The following is a 16,977-nucleotide window of genomic DNA, read 5'->3' as shown; positions in this document are numbered from 1 at the left end:
GTTCTATGGGTTCAAAATTTTCCGCGCCAATATCGCCAAATCTTCGATGTCGACTTTGTTGTCGCCGTTCAAGTCGGCCGCTTTGGCAATCGCCCAATCCGGACTGCTGCTATCCTTGCCGTAATGGCTCGCCATAATCGCCAAGTCGCCGATCGTGAATTTGCCGTCACGGTTAAGGTCGCCGTCCGAACCTTCGCCGCCGCTGCCGCTCTCGATGCGTACGCTCAATTCGGCGGAAGCCGCTTCCTTCTCGACCCCTTCGCCATTAGCCAGTATCGCTCTGATCACCGATATGTTTCCCGACGAGCCGGGCTCGCCCTTCGCTTTAAATACGAGATTCACCAACTGCGCGTCTCCCGTAATCGCGTTGTCTTGCCCGATGCTCGCCAGCACCAGACGAACGGCGCCCGTTCCGTTATCGGCCCGATCGATGATTTGGACGCCTTCGGATATCGGCTTCACTTCCGTCAATTCGAACAGATCGGCGCGATAATTCACCGTAATGTCCGAAGCGTAAATGCTGTCGGCCACGTTGGCGACGCCCAGTCGCACCGTAAACGAATCGTCCTTCTTCACCGTACCGGCGCCTTGCAAAGTCATCGTCAATTCCTTCGTCGCGCTGGGCGATTGAATTGTAAAGTAATCGAAATCCGCATTGATCGACTCCCCGTCGGAGGAGGAAAATGCGTATAATCCGATTTGAATGCCGTTCAGATCGGCCGTCAACGGATCGGCGGCTTGCTGCCATTCCAGCCCGTTCCAGAAGTAGGTGGTATATACGTTTCCGGACTTCTTCACTTTCATGTATACTTCATCCGTCCCCGGATGCTTCGCCATATTCGTCGCTTTCGTATATTTGCGGTTGATTTCCTTGGCCGTTTCCAGGCTATACCCGTTCGCTCCCGTCGTATCCCAGACATGGCCGTATCTTACGTAATTGTCGATATCCTGCCAGACGATCAAACCGGCTTGCTGGTAATTTTTCCGGACGGGCGCCGTCACTTTCATGGTCGCTTCGAAATCCTCCCCGGGCACATCGCGTAAAAATACGTTTTTAATCGTATTTGATCCTTCATGCGTCTCGCCTTTTTGCGTTTTGATGCGCAAATGGCCGGGTTGTTCCGTCAAGGTCCACCCTTCCGCATCCGGATTGTAGACGTTCCATGACTCGTGCAGCGTCGCTTCGTCGAAATGATCCACCCATGCCTGGGCCGGGATCGTCGGCGCCGTTACAATGACGCTTTGTTTAAACTTTTTGACTGCGGCTTGCAATCGTTCGATCGCCTGCCCGATCTCTTCAGGGGTCGCGCCTGCGTTATCGGCTACCGCCTGGGCCGCATCAACGGCGCTTTGCAGTTCGTCCGCGGCCGATTGCGGATATTGTCCCGGCTTATCGCCGATGACCGCCCGATCAAGCTCCGCTTGCGCTTTGGCGATTTCCGCCCTCAAATCGGAAGCGTTATAGTCGCCGATCAATTCCCTGTGCGCTTCGGCAAGCCGCGCGAACTCCGCCTTCTCCACCTTGCGGTCGTACGAGAGCAAGCCGTTGATTTCCATCTCGACATCCGTGGTTTGCGTATAGACGGCGGCGCTTAACCCCGGTCTTTCCTTCAGTTCCTTGAGCCGGTTAATAAAGCTGATATACCGGTCCGTCAATGCTTTCACGCTGCTCTGCTCCTCGTAATTGAACACGTTCGAGTTCCATTCGTGGCCCGGCACTTTCAAGCCCAATCCCCCGTACTCCCCTAACACCGCGGCGCGGGTATCGGTCGGCTGCGGCGAATTCGGGGCAGGGTAATTATGCATATCGATGAGATGGCCGACGTTCTTGTCCGTCCAGCCGCTCGCATTGTTAATGAGGCGAGTCGGATCGTAATTCATGGCCCAATTCGTCAACCGCTCGGTATCGTACTGTCCCCAGCCTTCGTTAAAGACGGTCCAAACAATGATAGAAGGATGATTGCGGAATTGATCGATCATTTCTTTGAACTCTTGCTCCAACTGGGCTCTGTTGTCCGCCGAGTCTCCGAATTTGCTTACCTGGTCTTGCCATACGACGACTCCGAGCTTATCCGTCCAATAAAACCAACGGTCCGGCTCGACCTTCATATGTTTGCGAATCATATTCATGCCCAGGTTTTTGACCGTTTCAATGTCGAACTTCAGCGCCTCGTCGGTCGGCGCCGTATATAATCCGTCCGGCCAATAGCCTTGATCGAGCGGGCCGAGCTGGAATATAAACTTGCCGTTAATGAGCGGACGGGTAATGCCGTCGACTTTGCCGAGCTTCACTTCGCGCATGCCGAAGTAGCTGGCCACTTCGTCGACCTTCTTCGATCCGTGCAGCAGATTGACTTTCAAATCGTACAAGAACGGATCGTCAGGCCACCATAAGCGGGGATTCGGAATCCGGATCGAAAGCTCTTCCCCTAATCGTCCCGTCGCGCGGGCAACCTCTTCCCCTTCCTTCAGAACGATCGCTTCCACCTTCTCGTTCTTCGCGCCTTTGCTTCCCGTCACTTTCAATTTCAACGATTCGTCGGCAAGCACCGGCGTCATATCCAGCTTGGCGATCGACGCTTTCGGTACGGGCTCCAGCCATACGGTCTGCCAAATGCCGGAGACGGGCGTATACCAGATGCCTTCCGGCGCCAGCCGCTGTTTCCCGATCGTGTAGCCGCCTTTGTCCGTCGGATCGTACACTTTGACGATCAGCTCGTTGGCGCCGGATTTCAAGTAATCGGTAATATCGAAGCTGAATCCGGTATATCCGCCCCGGTGGCTGCCGACTTCCCGTCCGTTGACATAGACGGTCGCCTCGAAATCGACGGCGCCGAAGTGAAGGTTGACGCGCTCGCCTCTCCAATCCGCGGGAATGGTAAATTGCCGTTTATACCACATCTTCTCCTCATGCCGTTCCAGGCCGGATAGCTTCGACTCGACCGCGAACGGAACGAGAATGGTCTCGCTTAACGTTTTGCCGGAAGGCAGCTCCGTCTGCTTGCTGCCGCTCTCGAATTCCCATTCGCCGTTCAAGTTCATCCACTTGTCGCGAACAAGCTGCGGCCGCGGATATTCCGGCAGCACATTGTTCTTATCCACTTGTTGCGCCCATGGAGATTCGATCATAAACTCGGATCCGTTCTCCACTTTCGGGGCGATAAACGTGCCTAACCGCTCTCCGTCTTGTCTCGCGATGCCCCCGTTCCCGTCGTAAGTAATCATGACCGCATTGTCTTTCTTATAGACGGGAATATCCCATTGCAGCGTCAACACGGACGGATCGTCCGGTTTAAGCGACACGCTCGTCGGAGTATGGTTGCGCAAGCCGGCCACCACTGTGAAATGCCGCGCCGCGTCAGCCGGAACCGGATTCAATCCGCCGGCGAAACGAAGCTCCGCATGCACCCCGTCCTCTAGAATGCGGCTTGATGCGGGACCGTGATTCACGAACCCGTCCGGCAAAACAAACGCCCCCGGCGGCACGATTTCCTTCGCCAAATTCGCGGCTGACCATTTCAAGGAAAGGTGGGCGCCGCCGAAGTTCTGGAAATATTCCAGCTTGAATTCGTATTTCCTTCCGGCTTCCATACGGATCGGAGCGCTTTTTTGCTCCTTGTCCCAATCGTCGACCCAATGGTCGATCGCCAATTTGCCGTCGATCCAAAGCCGGAATCCGTTGTCGCCGAGCAGGTAAAACGTATAATCGTCCGTCGCGGGCGCCGCGATTTTCCCTGTCCAGCGAACCGTATTGTATTCATCCTGACCGGTAAACGCTTTTAAAATCGGCTTCAAATTCGGATAATCGATATTCAAGTCCACCGTCGTCATCTTGAGCTCTTTAAAATCGAATTTGTCTCTCCCGGACGTAATATAATACTCCGCTTTCAACCCGTTTTTCTCGCCGCCGGATAATTGATCCTCTTCGGCCGCGAATGCCAGCGAAGCGCTGAACGCTTGACAAATCAACATGAGAAAAGCCAACATGATCGACACCGTTTTCTTGTTCAATGCAGTTCTCTCCTTTCAAATGTTATGTTGCGGGCGTTCCAATCGCGCCTTGACGTTACATCTCCATGCACCTCCTTTAACGAATCCCGGTCAGACGCAGCGTTTCATCGATCCGCCTTCCTTTCTATTGCAACCTTTTTCTATGAAAAAAACGATCAACAATCATTCATATAGCATCAATGTATCAATTTCGACAAAAATCCGTCTTTTTAGATACATTTTGTATCATCACAGGTGTAAAAGAAGGCTCTAATTCAATTAGAACCCTCGCTTACTCTGATTTGTGTTTATTATAACTGGAAACCTGCGGAATGTATTTGCAATAATGGGTGAAAAGTTGCGAGATTCCGCATCATTGCGGCAGGATGCCGATCCTATTTAATACTCCCGGTTCGCCAGCTCCCGCTTGGCGGTTTCTTGCGTGAACACGCCTTCCGAAGTAATGATCTTCATCGGCAGTTCCTTGCCGGCCATGTAATCTTTGACGGCCTTCATCAATTGCGGCCCGAGCAGCGGCGTACATTCCACGACAAAATTCATCTTGCCGGCCGCGAGCGCTTTGAGTGCCGCCTTCGTCGCATCGATGGAGATGACGAGTACATCTTTGCCGGGGCGCAGCCCCGCATGCTCGATCGCTTCGATCGCCCCGAGAGCCATATCGTCGTTATGCGCGTAAACGACATTGATATTGCTTCCATGCTTCTTCAACGCTTCATGCATCAATTCTTTCCCGCTGATAAACGTAAAATCGCCCTGCAACGAATCGACGATCCGGTATTTCCCGTCTTGGGCGATAATATCTTCAAAGCCTTGTTTGCGGCCCGCGATCGGTCCGGAATCCTTCGTCCCCTGGAGCTCGACGATATTGACGCTGCCCTCCGCATCGGCAAGCTCCTGCACGAGCCACCGGGCGGCGCGGCGGCCTTCTTCGGTAAAATCGGAGCCGATAAAGGCCGTCCACAACGAGTCGTCGCTTACCTTGACTTCCCTGTCGGAGAGAATGACCGGAATGCCGGCTTCTTTCGCTTCCATCAGCACCTCATCCCACCCCGTCTTGATAACGGGCGGGAAGACGATCATGTCCACCCGTTCGGCGATAAACTTCCGGATGTACTCAATCTGCTTCTCCTGCTGTTGATCCGCATCTTCGAATAATAGTTCAATGCCTTCCTCCTTGGCTGCGGAGATGACCGATTTGGTATGCGCGAGCCGCCACCCGCTCTCCGTTCCCACTTGGGCAAAGCCGATTCGAATCGGACGGTGATCCGTGATCTCGCGTCTCGGCTTCACCTCGGAAACGGCCATTTTACGTTCAAACAACTCCGCGTTGTCGGCTGTAATTTGATGGCTGCGCAAGATGACTTTTTTCGGAATTCCTTTCTCATTGTTCAAAATGTCTACGGCATATTGAATCGCTTCCCCGCCGCCGGTGGGGCTCGTAAACGTGCCGGTCAGCACCCCGTTCTTGACGAGCTGCAATCCGCCGTTATCGCTGTTGACGCCGTCGACGCCGATAATTTTCACGCCGGAAATCCGATGCTGCGCCAGCGCCTTGGAGGCGCCCAAAGCCATGGCGTCGTTATGGGCGAATATTAAATCGACATCGGCATGATCGTCCAGCAATTCGTTCAATTCGTCTTCGGTCTTGTCCCGCTGCCAGTCGGCATAGATCGAGGCGACGATCTTGAGATCGTCTCGATCGGCAAGCGCTTCATAGAATCCGGCGCTTCGTTCCTCAACGGTTGGCGCTCCTTGCAAGCCTTTGATCTCGATAATCCGTTTGCCGCTCCCGTCGAGCAATTGCTTGGCGTATTCGCCGGCCTTGCTGCCGATCAAGCGGTTATCCGTGCCGATATATAACGTATAATCGTACCCGGTTACGCCCCGTCCGAGCACGATGACCGGAATGTTGCGGTACGTATCCGTAACGATGGGCGTCAGCATGACCGGATCGTCCAACGAAATAATAAGCAAATCGATGCCATAGCCCATCAGCTTGCGAACATCGTCCGCCTGTTGGCGGCTGTCGTTCGCGGCGTCGGTGAAGATGACGCGAAGATTGGCATGCTTCTCAACTTCCCGCTTAATCTCCTCGTTCATCATGACCCGCCACGGCTCGACGAGATTCGGCTGGGACACGCCGATCAAATATTTGACTTCCTCTTCCGCAGGCTCGGCCCTTTGGCCGGCGGTACCGTACGAATACAATCCGATCAACAGCGCCAACAGACCGATACCAAGCAGCGCCGCCTTGACCATCGCGCTTCTCATGTCCGGTTCCCTTTGCGGTACGACATCGGAGATATGCCGGTTATTTTTTTGAACGCGTTGCTGAAATAATGCTGGCTGTTATACCCGACTTTCTCCGCAATTTCATACACTTTGTAGCCCGGATCGTTCATGAACAGCATCGCCCGTTGAATCCTCATCTTGGTCAAATAATCGATAAAGGAGAGCCCTACTTCTTTTTTCAGCAATTTGCTTAAATACGCCGGACTGACCCGCACTTGATCGGCCACATCCTGCAGCGTAAGATTCGGCATGGCGTACGCTTGCTCCATCACCTTTTTGGCCAGCATGACGACCGGAGAATAGCTCCCTTTAACTGCGATCTCCTGCATCAGCTCGCGGTAGGTCCGATCGGCGGCCCGTTCGCCGTCACCCATCACTTTGCCCGCGCAGACCGCTATTTTCCCCAATATTCGTTCAATTTGGCTTTGCAACCGCGCATACAGCTCGAACCAGTCGCACTCCGGCATGTCGGGCCCCAATATGACAATTTGCCCCTTCTCGTCATGGAACACAATATTCGTTTCTTTATTGCCGAGCACGTCCTCGATCACATTTTTGGAGGCGAATTCCAGCAGTTCTTTGCTCCATTCCCGCTTGGCCGCGCCGATGTCCGTACTTTGCACGACCTTGACCAACGACATTCGCGTGGCGGGGGTAATCGGCAGTTGCAAAAATTCGATGTTCCGGGCCGCTTCTTCGGGCGTCGTCAAACCGTGCACCCATTTGCGCAGAAAAGTGTCGCGGATAAGAAGGGAATTGCTCTGCAGTTGATTATTCGCCCAAGACCGATGCTCCTCCTTGCATTTATGGTCTTCCAACGTTTGCAGCGCTTTGTCGACCGTCTCCTTCAAATGGCTCTTCGACACCGGCTTCAATATGTAATCGAATACTTGCAGCTTTACGGCCTGCTGGGCATATTTGAACTCATCGTGCCCGGTAATGACGATAATGAGGCATGGATGTTCCGACTGCACGCGCTCGATGAAAGACAATCCGTCCAGAAACGGCATATTGATATCGACAAACATCAGATCGGGCTTGGCGGCCTTGGCAAGCTCCAGCGCCTCTATCCCGTCTTCCGCTTCCCCGACCAGTTCAATGCCCAGTTCTTCCCATGGCAGCACCTGCGTCAAACCGCGGCGAATTCTCGGTTCATCGTCGGCAATGGCCAATTTCCACATGGGTCCTTCCTCCTTTCATTCCATGGATACGCTTGCGTTTCCGTCACGCATCAGCGGCAACGATACGTTGATTCGGGTGCCTTGTCCGTATTCGCTCTCCACTTCGAGCCCGTACGCAGCGCCGTAGGTAAGCCGAATTCGCTCGTTCACGTTAAACAGTCCGTAGCCGCTCTTATATTCCGGGTTCCCGGCATGTTTCAATCCGGCATTGATCCGCGCGAGCGCTTCGGAATCGATGCCTACCCCGTCGTCGGCGACGGATAACACCAATCTCTCCTCGCGTTTGACCGCTTCGATCCGGATCATGCCCTTTCCCTTTTTCATTTTGATGCCGTGATAAATCGCATTTTCCACGAGCGGCTGCAAAATGAGTTTCAGTACGGTGCAATCCATCAGTTCGCCGTCCGCCTCGATCCGGTAACTGAGCTTCCCTTCGTACCGCGCCATCTGGATGATCAAATAGCTTTCCACATGTTTCAGTTCTTCCGCAAGCCGAATCGTTTCCTTGCCTTTGCTTAGCCCGATGCGAAACAAATTCGTCAAAGCGCCGATGATTTCCACAATGTCGTCGGCCTTTCGGTCTTGAGCCATCCATTGAATCGTGTCGAGCGTGTTGTACAAAAAATGCGGCTTGATCTGCTCCTGCAGCACTTTAAGCTCGGCTTCGCGCTTCTCCTTCTGTTCCGTATATACCAGTTGGATCAATCGCTCGATTTCCTGCACCATTTTGTTAAAGCTGTGCCCAAGCTGGCCGATTTCGTCGGTGGAGCGGATATGAAACCGCAGCTGCATCTCCCCTTCCTCCACCCGCTTCATGAGACTGCGCAGCTTCCGGACCGGATTGATGATGGAATTGGTAAAAAACCATGAAATAACAACCGCCATCAACAGCGTGATCAGGACGACGATAACGGTATACAGCTGCAGCTTGACGACAACGGATTGCGACTCGTCGAGCGGGAAGACGCCGACAATTTTCCAGTGAATATCTTCAAACCGGTTTTGCATAATTTGATAGGAACGGTTATGAATCGTTTTGACCATATTGATGTAACCGCTTTCCAGCCAATCCGGATGAATGCGGTACACCGCGGGATTGACCGGAGAATAGACGATGCCGCCTTGCTGATCCGTAATATAGACGAACCCGCTTTTCCCCAGGGAGACGGATTCGATCGTTCTTTGGATCACGCTAAGTTCCAAATCCAGCAGCGCGACGCCGAGCACGGATCCCGTCTCGGGATCTTTCACCGCTTTGACGAAAGATAGCACCTGATCGGCGCTATAGTTGTACTCTGTCTTCAAATTTCTGCCGATCGGCTTGCTGATGAGCTGCAGTTCGTCCGGATGCTGCACCGTTTCCCGGTACCAAGATTCGGTGGTCAGCGGATCGCGCACGATTTTCTCCAGTTTATTGCTGATGAACTGATCCTGCTCATTCACGAGCAATATCCCGGCAATTTCCGGGTTATTGTTCTCGTACATCGATAAAATGCCCTGCACCTCGGTTCGATTCCGGGCTTGCGCCGCTTCGTCCAGGCCGTTCATTTGATAAAAAGAGACGACTTCGCGCTGATGCGTGATGTAATCCAAAATATTTTCCATTTCCGAAAAATAATGAACGATATTATGTTTGACCTGCCCCATCATTTGGATCGTATGTTCATTCGCCGTTTCTTCCATCGACCGTTTGTATAGTGTAGTCCCGACCGCGCCCAGCGTCACGATGGAAACCAAAATGATGATGACAAAATACAAGAGCAGCTTAAAACGGATGCTGCGGTTGCGAAACCGTTGTACGGCATTTAGTACGAAATTTGCGAACACACGCTCACCCGTTTCTTTTTTCTTCATTATATCGAGTTTTGCGCCGCTTTCAAGATCCTCGAATTCTTTTTACTTCTTATTTTACAGATGCATGCAATCATTGTATTTATATTTAAAAGATATTTTTTACAATATTCGGTTCAATGTAGCGAACTAGCGCTCCGCGAATCGCTTGGCAAGCGCGGCGATTTGGTCGGATTGGTACAGATGCGTGCCCGGACGGTTCGTCATCGCCGCCGCAAGCATTCCTTGCGCAACCGTACGGGCATGGATCGGCTTATATTTGCGCAATGGCCCGAACATCGCGAAAGAAGCCGCTTGGGCCGCGGCTCCGCCGCATCGTTCGGCAAGACGAAACTCTTCCCGTTTGCCAAGCAGGAGCGAAGGCCTGAACAAATATAACGCCGGCAAATGCAGCGCAATCAAATCTTCTTCGACCTGGCCTTTCACCTGATGATAGAAAAAGGCGGAATCCCGCTTGGCTCCCATTGCGGTCACGATCAAAAATTGTCCGGCCCCCGCCTGCTTGGCCAACCGGCCGAATCGATACGGATAGTCGCGATCCACCCGGCGAAAGGCTTCTTTCGTCTTCGCTTTTTTCATCGTCGTGCCTAACGTGCAGAATACGTCGGCCCCTTGGAAGTCGTCCGCAAATTCCGTATCCGCAAACGATTCGAAATCGATCGTCTTCTCAACGAGCTTCGCATGCTGCACATTTGCCGTTCTTCTGGCCAATATAACGACACGGTCGTAAGCCGGCGAATGAAGGAGCAATTGTAGCAACTCCTTGCCTACCAGTCCGGTAGCTCCCGCGACAACGGCTTTTTTTTCCATCCTGCATCCCCCTTTGCACGCAGCCATTTGCTGTTATTATTATATCCAGCCAATCGCCCAGAAGCAGCTTGACCGCGCGAAAAAGCCACTGCCGTTCGTTCAATCTTATCGCCAGGACGGGCGGCAAATCGGCCTCCCGTGCGCTTGTCCCCGCGTCAATTGCGTACGAAAAAGGCGGATTGCCGACAGCAGCGGCCCAAGCGGTATTTTGTCCCGTGGCATAATATAACATGCAACAATCAAGAACTATCATGAAACAAGGAGGAGTTCAATTGTCATACCCAGTAGCAGGTGTCGGTGTCGGTCCCGGATGCGGCGGATGCGGCGGAATCGGCGGATTCGGCGGAATATTTACTTCGACGGGTGTCATTCTCGTTCTGTTCATCTTGCTCGTTATCGTAAGCCGCTCTTGGATCTTCTAATTTCCCTATGAAATAGCAGGAACAAGGCAGTCTCGGATGTACCGGGGCTGCCTTGTTCGCGTTGCCCGGGCCGGATTGCACGCTCGATATTACAGTTCCGCGCTATTAGGCAGCCTGTCCTCGAAACGGCTCCAATCGAGTTCCATCTCATCATCGCGCAATAAACAACGATCCAATGATTCGATCATTCGCGGCTTGTCCATCTCCACCCCGATGAAGACCACCTTGCTCATGCGGTCGCCATAAACCGGATCCCATTGTTTCGCCGATTCCGGATAAGCCTTCAGCGCCTTCTCCCGCTCCTTGTCCGGCAAGGAGGCGATCCAGTAACCCGCGGGACCGAACTGGATGGAATGTCCCGCCTGGCTGATCGTTTGGGCATACCGGCCGCGCGACGCCACCCATACGATTCCTTTGGCGCGCACCGCCTCTTCCGGCCAATCATGCATCCATAACCTGAGCCGCTCCGGATGAAACGGCCGCCTCCGCTCGTAAACGAACGAGGATATGCCGTATTCTTCCGTCTCCGGCGTATGATGTTCTTTCCGCATTTCCTGAATCCACCCGGCCGACGTGCTGGAACGCTCGAAATCGAACCGTCCCGTATTCATAATTTCCGCCGGATCGACTCGGCCGTAGTTGGTGCAGATCAGTTTGGCGGTTGGTTGCAAAGCTCGGAGCACTTTGGTCAATTCCTCCAATTGATCCGGGTCGATGCTGTCGCATTTGTTCAATACGAGCACATCGCAAAATTCGATCTGATCGATCAATAAATCGACCACATCGCGCATATCGTCCGCCCCTACCGCTTGCTTCCGGTCAAGCAAGCTTTCGCCCGACGAGTAGTCATGCCAGAAATTGTACGCATCCACGACCGTAACCATGCAATCCAAGCGGCAAAAAGCCGTCAAATCGATCCCGTTCGTCTCGTCGATATACGTGAACGTTTGCGCGACAGGGATCGGTTCGCCGACGCCCGTCGATTCGATCAATATATAATCGAAACGCTTCTCTTTGGCAAGCTTCTCCACCTCGCGCAGCAAATCTTCGCGCAGCGTGCAGCATATGCAGCCGTTCGACATTTCAACCAGTTTCTCGTCCACTCTCGAGAGTCCGCCTCCGTCTTGAATCAAATCCGCGTCGATATTGACTTCGCTCAAGTCGTTGACGATCACCGCCACTTTCATCCCCTGCCGATTGTTCAGCACATGATTCAACAGCGTCGTCTTCCCCGCTCCGAGGTAACCGCTCAGCACAGTGACAGGTATTTTCGATGATTCCATCCTGAATTCCCCTTCCTTATATGTAATTATTACGATTAATAGCGATAAAAAACAGGAACGGCTGCAAAAGGAATTGCTATTGCCTTCCCTTTATTTAATCGTAATAATTACGAATAACATTAAACTATCATACGCTTCTTCAAATGTCAAACCGCAAAAAACGCCGCTGCGCCCGGCCGATGTTGCTTGGCCTTGCGCGAACGGCGTTCATGAACGACGCCGGCTTATGGCTTATTGCTGCCCGTTTTTCACCCAACCGGCTACGGTTACGGTCCGCTTCGCTTGATGCTTGACCGCATCTTTCACGTTTTCAACCATGTTGCCGTTCTGGTCGACCGTGACGCTCGTCCCGTACGGATTGCCTCCGGCCGCGAAAATGACGGGATCCGTATAGCCCGGCGCGGCGATGATCGCACCCCAATGGTACATCATCGTATACAGGGACATGATCGTCTGCTCTTGTCCGCCGTGCGGGTTTTGCGCCGACGTCATCGCGCTGACGACTTTGTTGACAAGCTTGCCATGGAACCATAGTCCGCCGGTCGTATCGAGGAACTGCTTCATTTGCGCCGCCATGACGCCAAAACGAGTCGGTACGCTGAAAATAATAGCGTCCGCCCATTCCAAGTCGGCCAACGTTACGGTCGGAACGTCCTTCGTTTCGTCAACATGCGCTTTCCAAGCCGGGTTCGAATTGATCGCCTCTTCCGGCGCCAATTCGGGCACCTTCAATATTTTCACTTCGGCCCCCGCTTCTCTCGCTCCCTCTGCGGCCATTTCCGCCAGTTTGTAGTTCGTTCCCGTAGAGCTGTAATAAATGATCGCCAGTTTTACATTAGACATGTTCCTAATCTCCTTTTGCGTATTTTTTATAGAATATCCTTATATAAGGAAATTCAAACGAATAAATGTCGCTCGTACCGGTATATTGGTCCGGAAGGCGCTAATTCCGTTTCGGATAGAGCGGATAATCGACCCGGGCCGGCACTTCGATGAGTATCGCCCGAAGCGCTTCGCCGCCGCCGGATCGGATGATCAGCGAACGGCCGCTTTCCGCGTCCGCTACGACAAAATCGCGATGCTTGAAATCGGTTCGCGCCGCATGTTGTTCCGAATCGTCGCCGCTTCCTTCAGGCAGCGAGGCAATCGACCCTTCGCCGCGAACGGCCAATAGCGCGAGCGAACGGCCTGCCTGGAACTCATGAACGTACTGCGCCCCCGATTCGATCCGCACATCCCACATATTCGCATCGGCAACCAACGCAATCGGCGACCCTTCGCCGATCACCTTCTTGCAGACCGCGCCTTCCCGTTCGGTTCGCGTAAACCGCGCATCCTCATATTGGCGGTAGGTCGGGTCGCGCCGCAGCGCATCGCGGATCGAAGGCTCAAACCAAATCTGGAATATTTCGGCGTCCGGTCCGACAAGCCGCTCGTTATGGTACACGCCGGATCCGGCCTGAATGACTTGGGCTCCGCCGGGGCCGACAACGCTTTGCGTCCCGAGCGAATCGCCGTGATGCGCCTCGCCTTGTATGACATAAGTTACGATTTCAAACGCCTGATGGGGATGGGAATCGATGAAGCCTTCGCGCGGCGCGTGCGCCCATGCCCAATAAAATAGCGGGCCGATTCGTTTGACCGCCGATCCTTCCCTTGGGAAGCCGATCGGCTTCTGCTCTACGATCGCGCCGCCGTCGAATTCGCCTTTCCCTTGCAGCGCAGGCGGATATAAGCGAAATTGCATCGTTGTTCCCTCCTTGGATCGCAATTAGTTTGAATTCGAGATAATTATCGAAAAAAAATTACTGCAACTGTTTTTTTGCTTCTTTCCCGAGCTTTTTCAGCAGTTGTAATGCCGTCTCTTTCTCTTGATCGTCCAAACCTTGCACCGCTTTGCGAATCGCTTCCTCATGTTCCGGAAAGATATCGTCCAGCAATTGCCGGCCTTGATCGGATATTTCGGCAAAGGTGATGCGCCGGTCCTCCGGACATATCCTGCGGTTAAGCAGGCCTTTCTTCTCCAGTTGGCCGACCACGTAGGTAATGCTTCCGCTGGCGAGCAATATTTTCTCCCCGATCTGCTGCAACGGATGCGCTCCTTTATGGTACAGCAGTTCAAGAACGGCAAATTCCGTCGGGTTGATAAAGTGGCGGCGTATGTCCCGTTTCGCATGCTCCATGACCGATTGATAGGCGCGGGAAAGAGCGACGAACAACTCCAACGATACGTCTTTCTTCATAACGCTCCTCATTTCTTGCGAGTCTTGCGAGATATATCTCGAATTCGAGACAATTATACTCCCATTGAATTGCCGATGTCAAGCGCCCGCGCACATCCCGATCATGGGTCCCTGCAGTTTCAAACTTCTGCATACTGCCGGATGATGTCGTCCCGTTCCGCGCGCAGCAAAGCCAGCCTCGTCGCTATAATTTCCTGTTCTAGTTCGTCCATCGTTCTGCCGTACAGCATCAACTCGTGAGCGAGTTGTCCGCATTCCTTCGCGATCGCGACCAGCCTGTCGCCGCATTCCGAGTGTACCGCCAAACGAACGGCCCGTTTGCTGTATTCCTTCGGCCCGATTGCGTCGATCATCCTCTTTTCCCCTTCCTCTCGTATAATTCCCGCAGCAAACGTTCGTTATCCTCCGCCAAGTCGGCGGCAAGCCGCAGCGCTTCGTGGAGCGTGACGGGCGATTGGATCGATCGGGAAGCCCGTGCCTTCGGCTTTTCGTTGTTCGTAGACAATATTCTGTCGCCGCCAAAAAAATGTTCCGCCTGCAACCCCTCTTCGACGCAAAGGTTGTAAATGCCCGCGAACAGCTTGCCTCCGCCTTTCTTCTCGCCTTTCAAAACCCGGTGCAAATAAGAGTATTCCACATTCAGCCGCGCTGCCAGTTCGGGAATGCTCCAATTCCGTTCCTCCGCAAGTTGCCGTAATGCGTCAATATTGATGTTCATTTGCTACCGCCCCCAACCCCAACATTGTCTGGTAACAACACTAAAATATCATGTCTGCGAACAACAGTCAATCTTTTTCGTTGCTTTTTAACGACATTGTTTTCCGGCAAAAATACCGTTATGATATTGCTCACGGACAATATCCCGTGTAATATGAAGATACGGAGGGAATGCCGATGTCATTTAATAAGGAAAAATTCGCCGCGCTGCTCGGGCAGGCGAAAGGCAAGCGGTCGATCAACAAGTTCGGCGTCGATACCGGCGTTGACCCGGGGTATATTTCCCGTTTGATGCGGTCGCTTGTCGCCAACGCTCCGAGCGCGAACGTAATCAATAAATTAGCTTCCAAAGCGGATAACCAAGTTTCGGTCCGGCAATTGATGGAAGCGGCGGGGTATCTCGAACAGCCGGAAGAGATCGCCGAAGGCGCCGCCTCTTACCGGTTCGAGCGTCATGACAACCCGGAAGTGCAGCGGTTTATCCGGGATTTTCTGGACGCGCCGCAAGAACAGCAGGTGGAGATGATGAAAGTGTGGCGAATCATGAAGGAAGTGGAGAAGCAGAACGGCGTGGATAAGGGATAATGGGTTCGGCGACGCAGTGGGCGGGCCGAATAGCCGGGCGGGTGGCGGATATGGCTGTGCGGGGCGGCGGCAGTTGATGAGCGGTTTCACGACGCAGCCGGGCGGGCCGAATAGCCGGGCAGTTGATAAGCCGATTGGATGATGGAGTTTCGCCGCCGTACTGCGAGTTTCGCCATGCTGCGGGCAAAGCCGGTTGGATGATGGAGTTTCGCCGCCGTGCTGTTTCAACTCGGTACCGCTCATCCCGACCGGCCTGCTCGCATGCGTGCATGTTGTATAGAATACAACATATGCGGGGACGGAAAGGCGAACCTTAGCCGTAGCCTGTAAAATATACAACATATTTGCAACTTAAAGGCCATTTTGGCTAAATTGACCTGAAAATGTTGTACTTTTTGCAATATAGAGACAAAAAATTGATGATAAAGGGATAGTATGTTGTATTTCATACAACATACTATCCGATTCCAAGATCTCTCTAAGCGAAAGAACCGCGCTTGGGCGGTTCTTCTAATCTTCCGGCGTACGGTCGAGAATCAAATTGGTCACCGATGTGGAGTCCCCGCGTTCGATCTCTTCCTTCGACGCCTTTTCTTTCAATTCGTCCATTTCCAGCCCCGGCGCAATCGTCGGTTCATGCGGTTTCATTCGCTTTTCTTTGCTGCTCATTCCATACCACCCTCGCTTAGGATGCTCCTTTTCAAACGGAAATAACCGCTGAAAGCTCGCACCCCCCGGACGGGGAACCTGCCGAACGCATGTCGCGGTGTCTACCCGTCGATTTGCACGACGTCTACACCGAGCTCACGCAGGCCGGAAACGAATCCGTCAGGCGCGTTCTGATCCGTAACCAGCCGGTGAATGGCTTCCCAATCGGATACTTTCGTGAACGCCTGCACCCCGATTTTGCTGGAATCGGCAAGCAGTATCACTTGGCCGGCCTGTTCGATCATCTTCTGCTTCACTCTGGCCTGCGCTTCGTTCGATTCGCTGAGGCCTTTGTCCAAATGCAATCCTTTGCAAGACAGGAATGCCTTGTCCACAAAGTACGGCTCAAGCGAACGTTCGGCCAACGGGCCGACAAATGATAACGAAGCCGGCGAGAGCAGGCCGCCCACCGCAATGACTTCAATCTTCTCCTTGACGCTTAATTCTTGCGCGACTTTCATCGAGTTGGTCAACACCGTCAGCGGGATGTCCGGAATCAATGCCGCCATATACCAGGCCGTCGAACTGGCGTCGAGGATGATCCGCTCCCGCGGCGCGATATATTGAACCGCATATTGCGCGATTTGGCGCTTCTCGTCCATATTCATAATTTCCCGCTGGGCATGCGGAATTTCCGCGGCGGTTCTAACGCTAACCGCGCCGCCGTGGCTGCGGCGCAGTTTCCCTTCCAGCTCAAGCCGGGTCAAATCCCGGCGGATCGTCTCTTCCGTTACTCCGCACAGCTCGCTCAGCTCGTTCACCCGAATGCTGCCTCGTTCATTGACCAGGCGGACGATTCGCTCGTATCTTTCGGCTACTAGCATGCTTACACCGTTCCTCCATATGAAAACGTTCGTATGTTCGTCCCTCTATT

15 protein-coding genes are annotated in these 16,977 nt (G+C 53.3%); 2 read left to right on the top strand and 13 right to left on the bottom strand.

Going from position 1 to position 16,977, the window contains the following annotated elements; translation table 11 throughout:
* Positions 1–3 precede the first annotated feature (3 nt).
* The 5 genes from KQI79_RS01330 to KQI79_RS01305 all read right to left on the bottom strand — a co-directional run bounded on the left by KQI79_RS01330 (position 4) and on the right by KQI79_RS01305 (position 10,145).
* A complete protein-coding gene (locus KQI79_RS01330) occupies positions 4–4,011 on the bottom strand; it encodes a beta-xylosidase family glycoside hydrolase (RefSeq protein ID WP_216536413.1) in 4,008 nt (1,335 codons plus the stop codon).
* A gap of 378 nt (positions 4,012–4,389) precedes the next feature.
* Positions 4,390–6,282, bottom strand: a complete 1,893-nt coding sequence (locus KQI79_RS27420) for a substrate-binding domain-containing protein (protein WP_253297891.1) — start codon at positions 6,280–6,282, stop codon at positions 4,390–4,392.
* A complete protein-coding gene (locus KQI79_RS01315) occupies positions 6,279–7,484 on the bottom strand; it encodes a response regulator (RefSeq protein ID WP_216536412.1) in 1,206 nt (401 codons plus the stop codon). The genes KQI79_RS27420 and KQI79_RS01315 overlap by 4 nt, the downstream gene beginning before the upstream one ends.
* Before the next feature lie 15 nt (positions 7,485–7,499).
* On the bottom strand, positions 7,500–9,338 hold the full coding sequence (locus tag KQI79_RS01310; RefSeq protein ID WP_216536411.1) for a cache domain-containing sensor histidine kinase: 1,839 nt from the start codon (positions 9,336–9,338) through the stop codon (positions 7,500–7,502).
* 126 nt (positions 9,339–9,464) lie between these two features.
* Entirely contained in the window at positions 9,465–10,145 is a 681-nt protein-coding gene (locus KQI79_RS01305; RefSeq protein ID WP_216536410.1) for an NAD(P)H-binding protein, read from the bottom strand.
* Between the two features lie 272 nt (positions 10,146–10,417).
* On the opposite strand from KQI79_RS01305, the gene KQI79_RS28435 reads away from it, so the two are divergent.
* A complete protein-coding gene (locus tag KQI79_RS28435; RefSeq protein WP_216536524.1) occupies positions 10,418–10,567 on the top strand; it encodes a hypothetical protein in 150 nt (49 codons plus the stop codon).
* Between the two features lie 89 nt (positions 10,568–10,656).
* On the opposite strand, the gene KQI79_RS01295 is transcribed toward KQI79_RS28435, so the two are convergent.
* The 6 genes from KQI79_RS01295 to KQI79_RS01270 all read right to left on the bottom strand — a co-directional run bounded on the left by KQI79_RS01295 (position 10,657) and on the right by KQI79_RS01270 (position 14,811).
* Positions 10,657–11,850: a GTP-binding protein gene (locus KQI79_RS01295; protein ID WP_216536409.1), complete on the bottom strand. Its 1,194-nt coding sequence runs from the start codon at positions 11,848–11,850 to the stop codon at positions 10,657–10,659.
* Positions 11,851–12,081: 231 nt separating this feature from the next.
* The gene (gene wrbA, locus KQI79_RS01290; RefSeq protein WP_216536408.1) at positions 12,082–12,693 is read right to left on the bottom strand and encodes an NAD(P)H:quinone oxidoreductase; all 612 of its coding nucleotides are present in this window, start codon (positions 12,691–12,693) and stop codon (positions 12,082–12,084) included.
* A gap of 100 nt (positions 12,694–12,793) precedes the next feature.
* Positions 12,794–13,597 (bottom strand): pirin family protein, encoded by an 804-nt coding sequence (locus tag KQI79_RS01285; protein WP_216536407.1) that lies wholly within the window; start codon positions 13,595–13,597, stop codon positions 12,794–12,796.
* A 58-nt stretch (positions 13,598–13,655) separates the two neighbouring features.
* Positions 13,656–14,093: a MarR family winged helix-turn-helix transcriptional regulator gene (locus KQI79_RS01280; protein WP_216536406.1), complete on the bottom strand. Its 438-nt coding sequence runs from the start codon at positions 14,091–14,093 to the stop codon at positions 13,656–13,658.
* Between the two features lie 119 nt (positions 14,094–14,212).
* On the bottom strand, positions 14,213–14,446 hold the full coding sequence (locus KQI79_RS01275; protein WP_216536405.1) for a hypothetical protein: 234 nt from the start codon (positions 14,444–14,446) through the stop codon (positions 14,213–14,215).
* Entirely contained in the window at positions 14,443–14,811 is a 369-nt protein-coding gene (locus KQI79_RS01270; RefSeq protein WP_216536404.1) for a hypothetical protein, read from the bottom strand. The genes KQI79_RS01275 and KQI79_RS01270 overlap by 4 nt, the downstream gene beginning before the upstream one ends.
* 176 nt (positions 14,812–14,987) lie before the next feature.
* On the opposite strand from KQI79_RS01270, the gene KQI79_RS01265 reads away from it, so the two are divergent.
* Positions 14,988–15,395 carry a hypothetical protein gene (locus KQI79_RS01265; RefSeq protein WP_216536403.1) on the top strand — a complete coding sequence of 136 codons (408 nt, stop codon included), beginning with the start codon at positions 14,988–14,990 and terminating at the stop codon, positions 15,393–15,395.
* Between the two features lie 510 nt (positions 15,396–15,905).
* On the opposite strand, the gene KQI79_RS01260 is transcribed toward KQI79_RS01265, so the two are convergent.
* Both KQI79_RS01260 and KQI79_RS01255 read right to left on the bottom strand, forming a co-directional pair.
* On the bottom strand, positions 15,906–16,064 hold the full coding sequence (locus KQI79_RS01260) for a hypothetical protein (RefSeq protein ID WP_216536402.1): 159 nt from the start codon (positions 16,062–16,064) through the stop codon (positions 15,906–15,908).
* Positions 16,065–16,165: 101 nt separating this feature from the next.
* Entirely contained in the window at positions 16,166–16,927 is a 762-nt protein-coding gene (locus tag KQI79_RS01255; protein ID WP_216536401.1) for a DeoR/GlpR family DNA-binding transcription regulator, read from the bottom strand.
* Positions 16,928–16,977 lie beyond the last annotated feature (50 nt).

The sequence above is a fragment of the Paenibacillus sp. MSJ-34 genome (assembly GCF_018918005.1).
Lineage (GTDB): Bacteria > Bacillota > Bacilli > Paenibacillales > Paenibacillaceae > MSJ-34.
The sequence above is the reverse complement of the archived record's forward strand: the minus strand, read 5'-3'. Positions and strand labels throughout refer to the sequence as shown.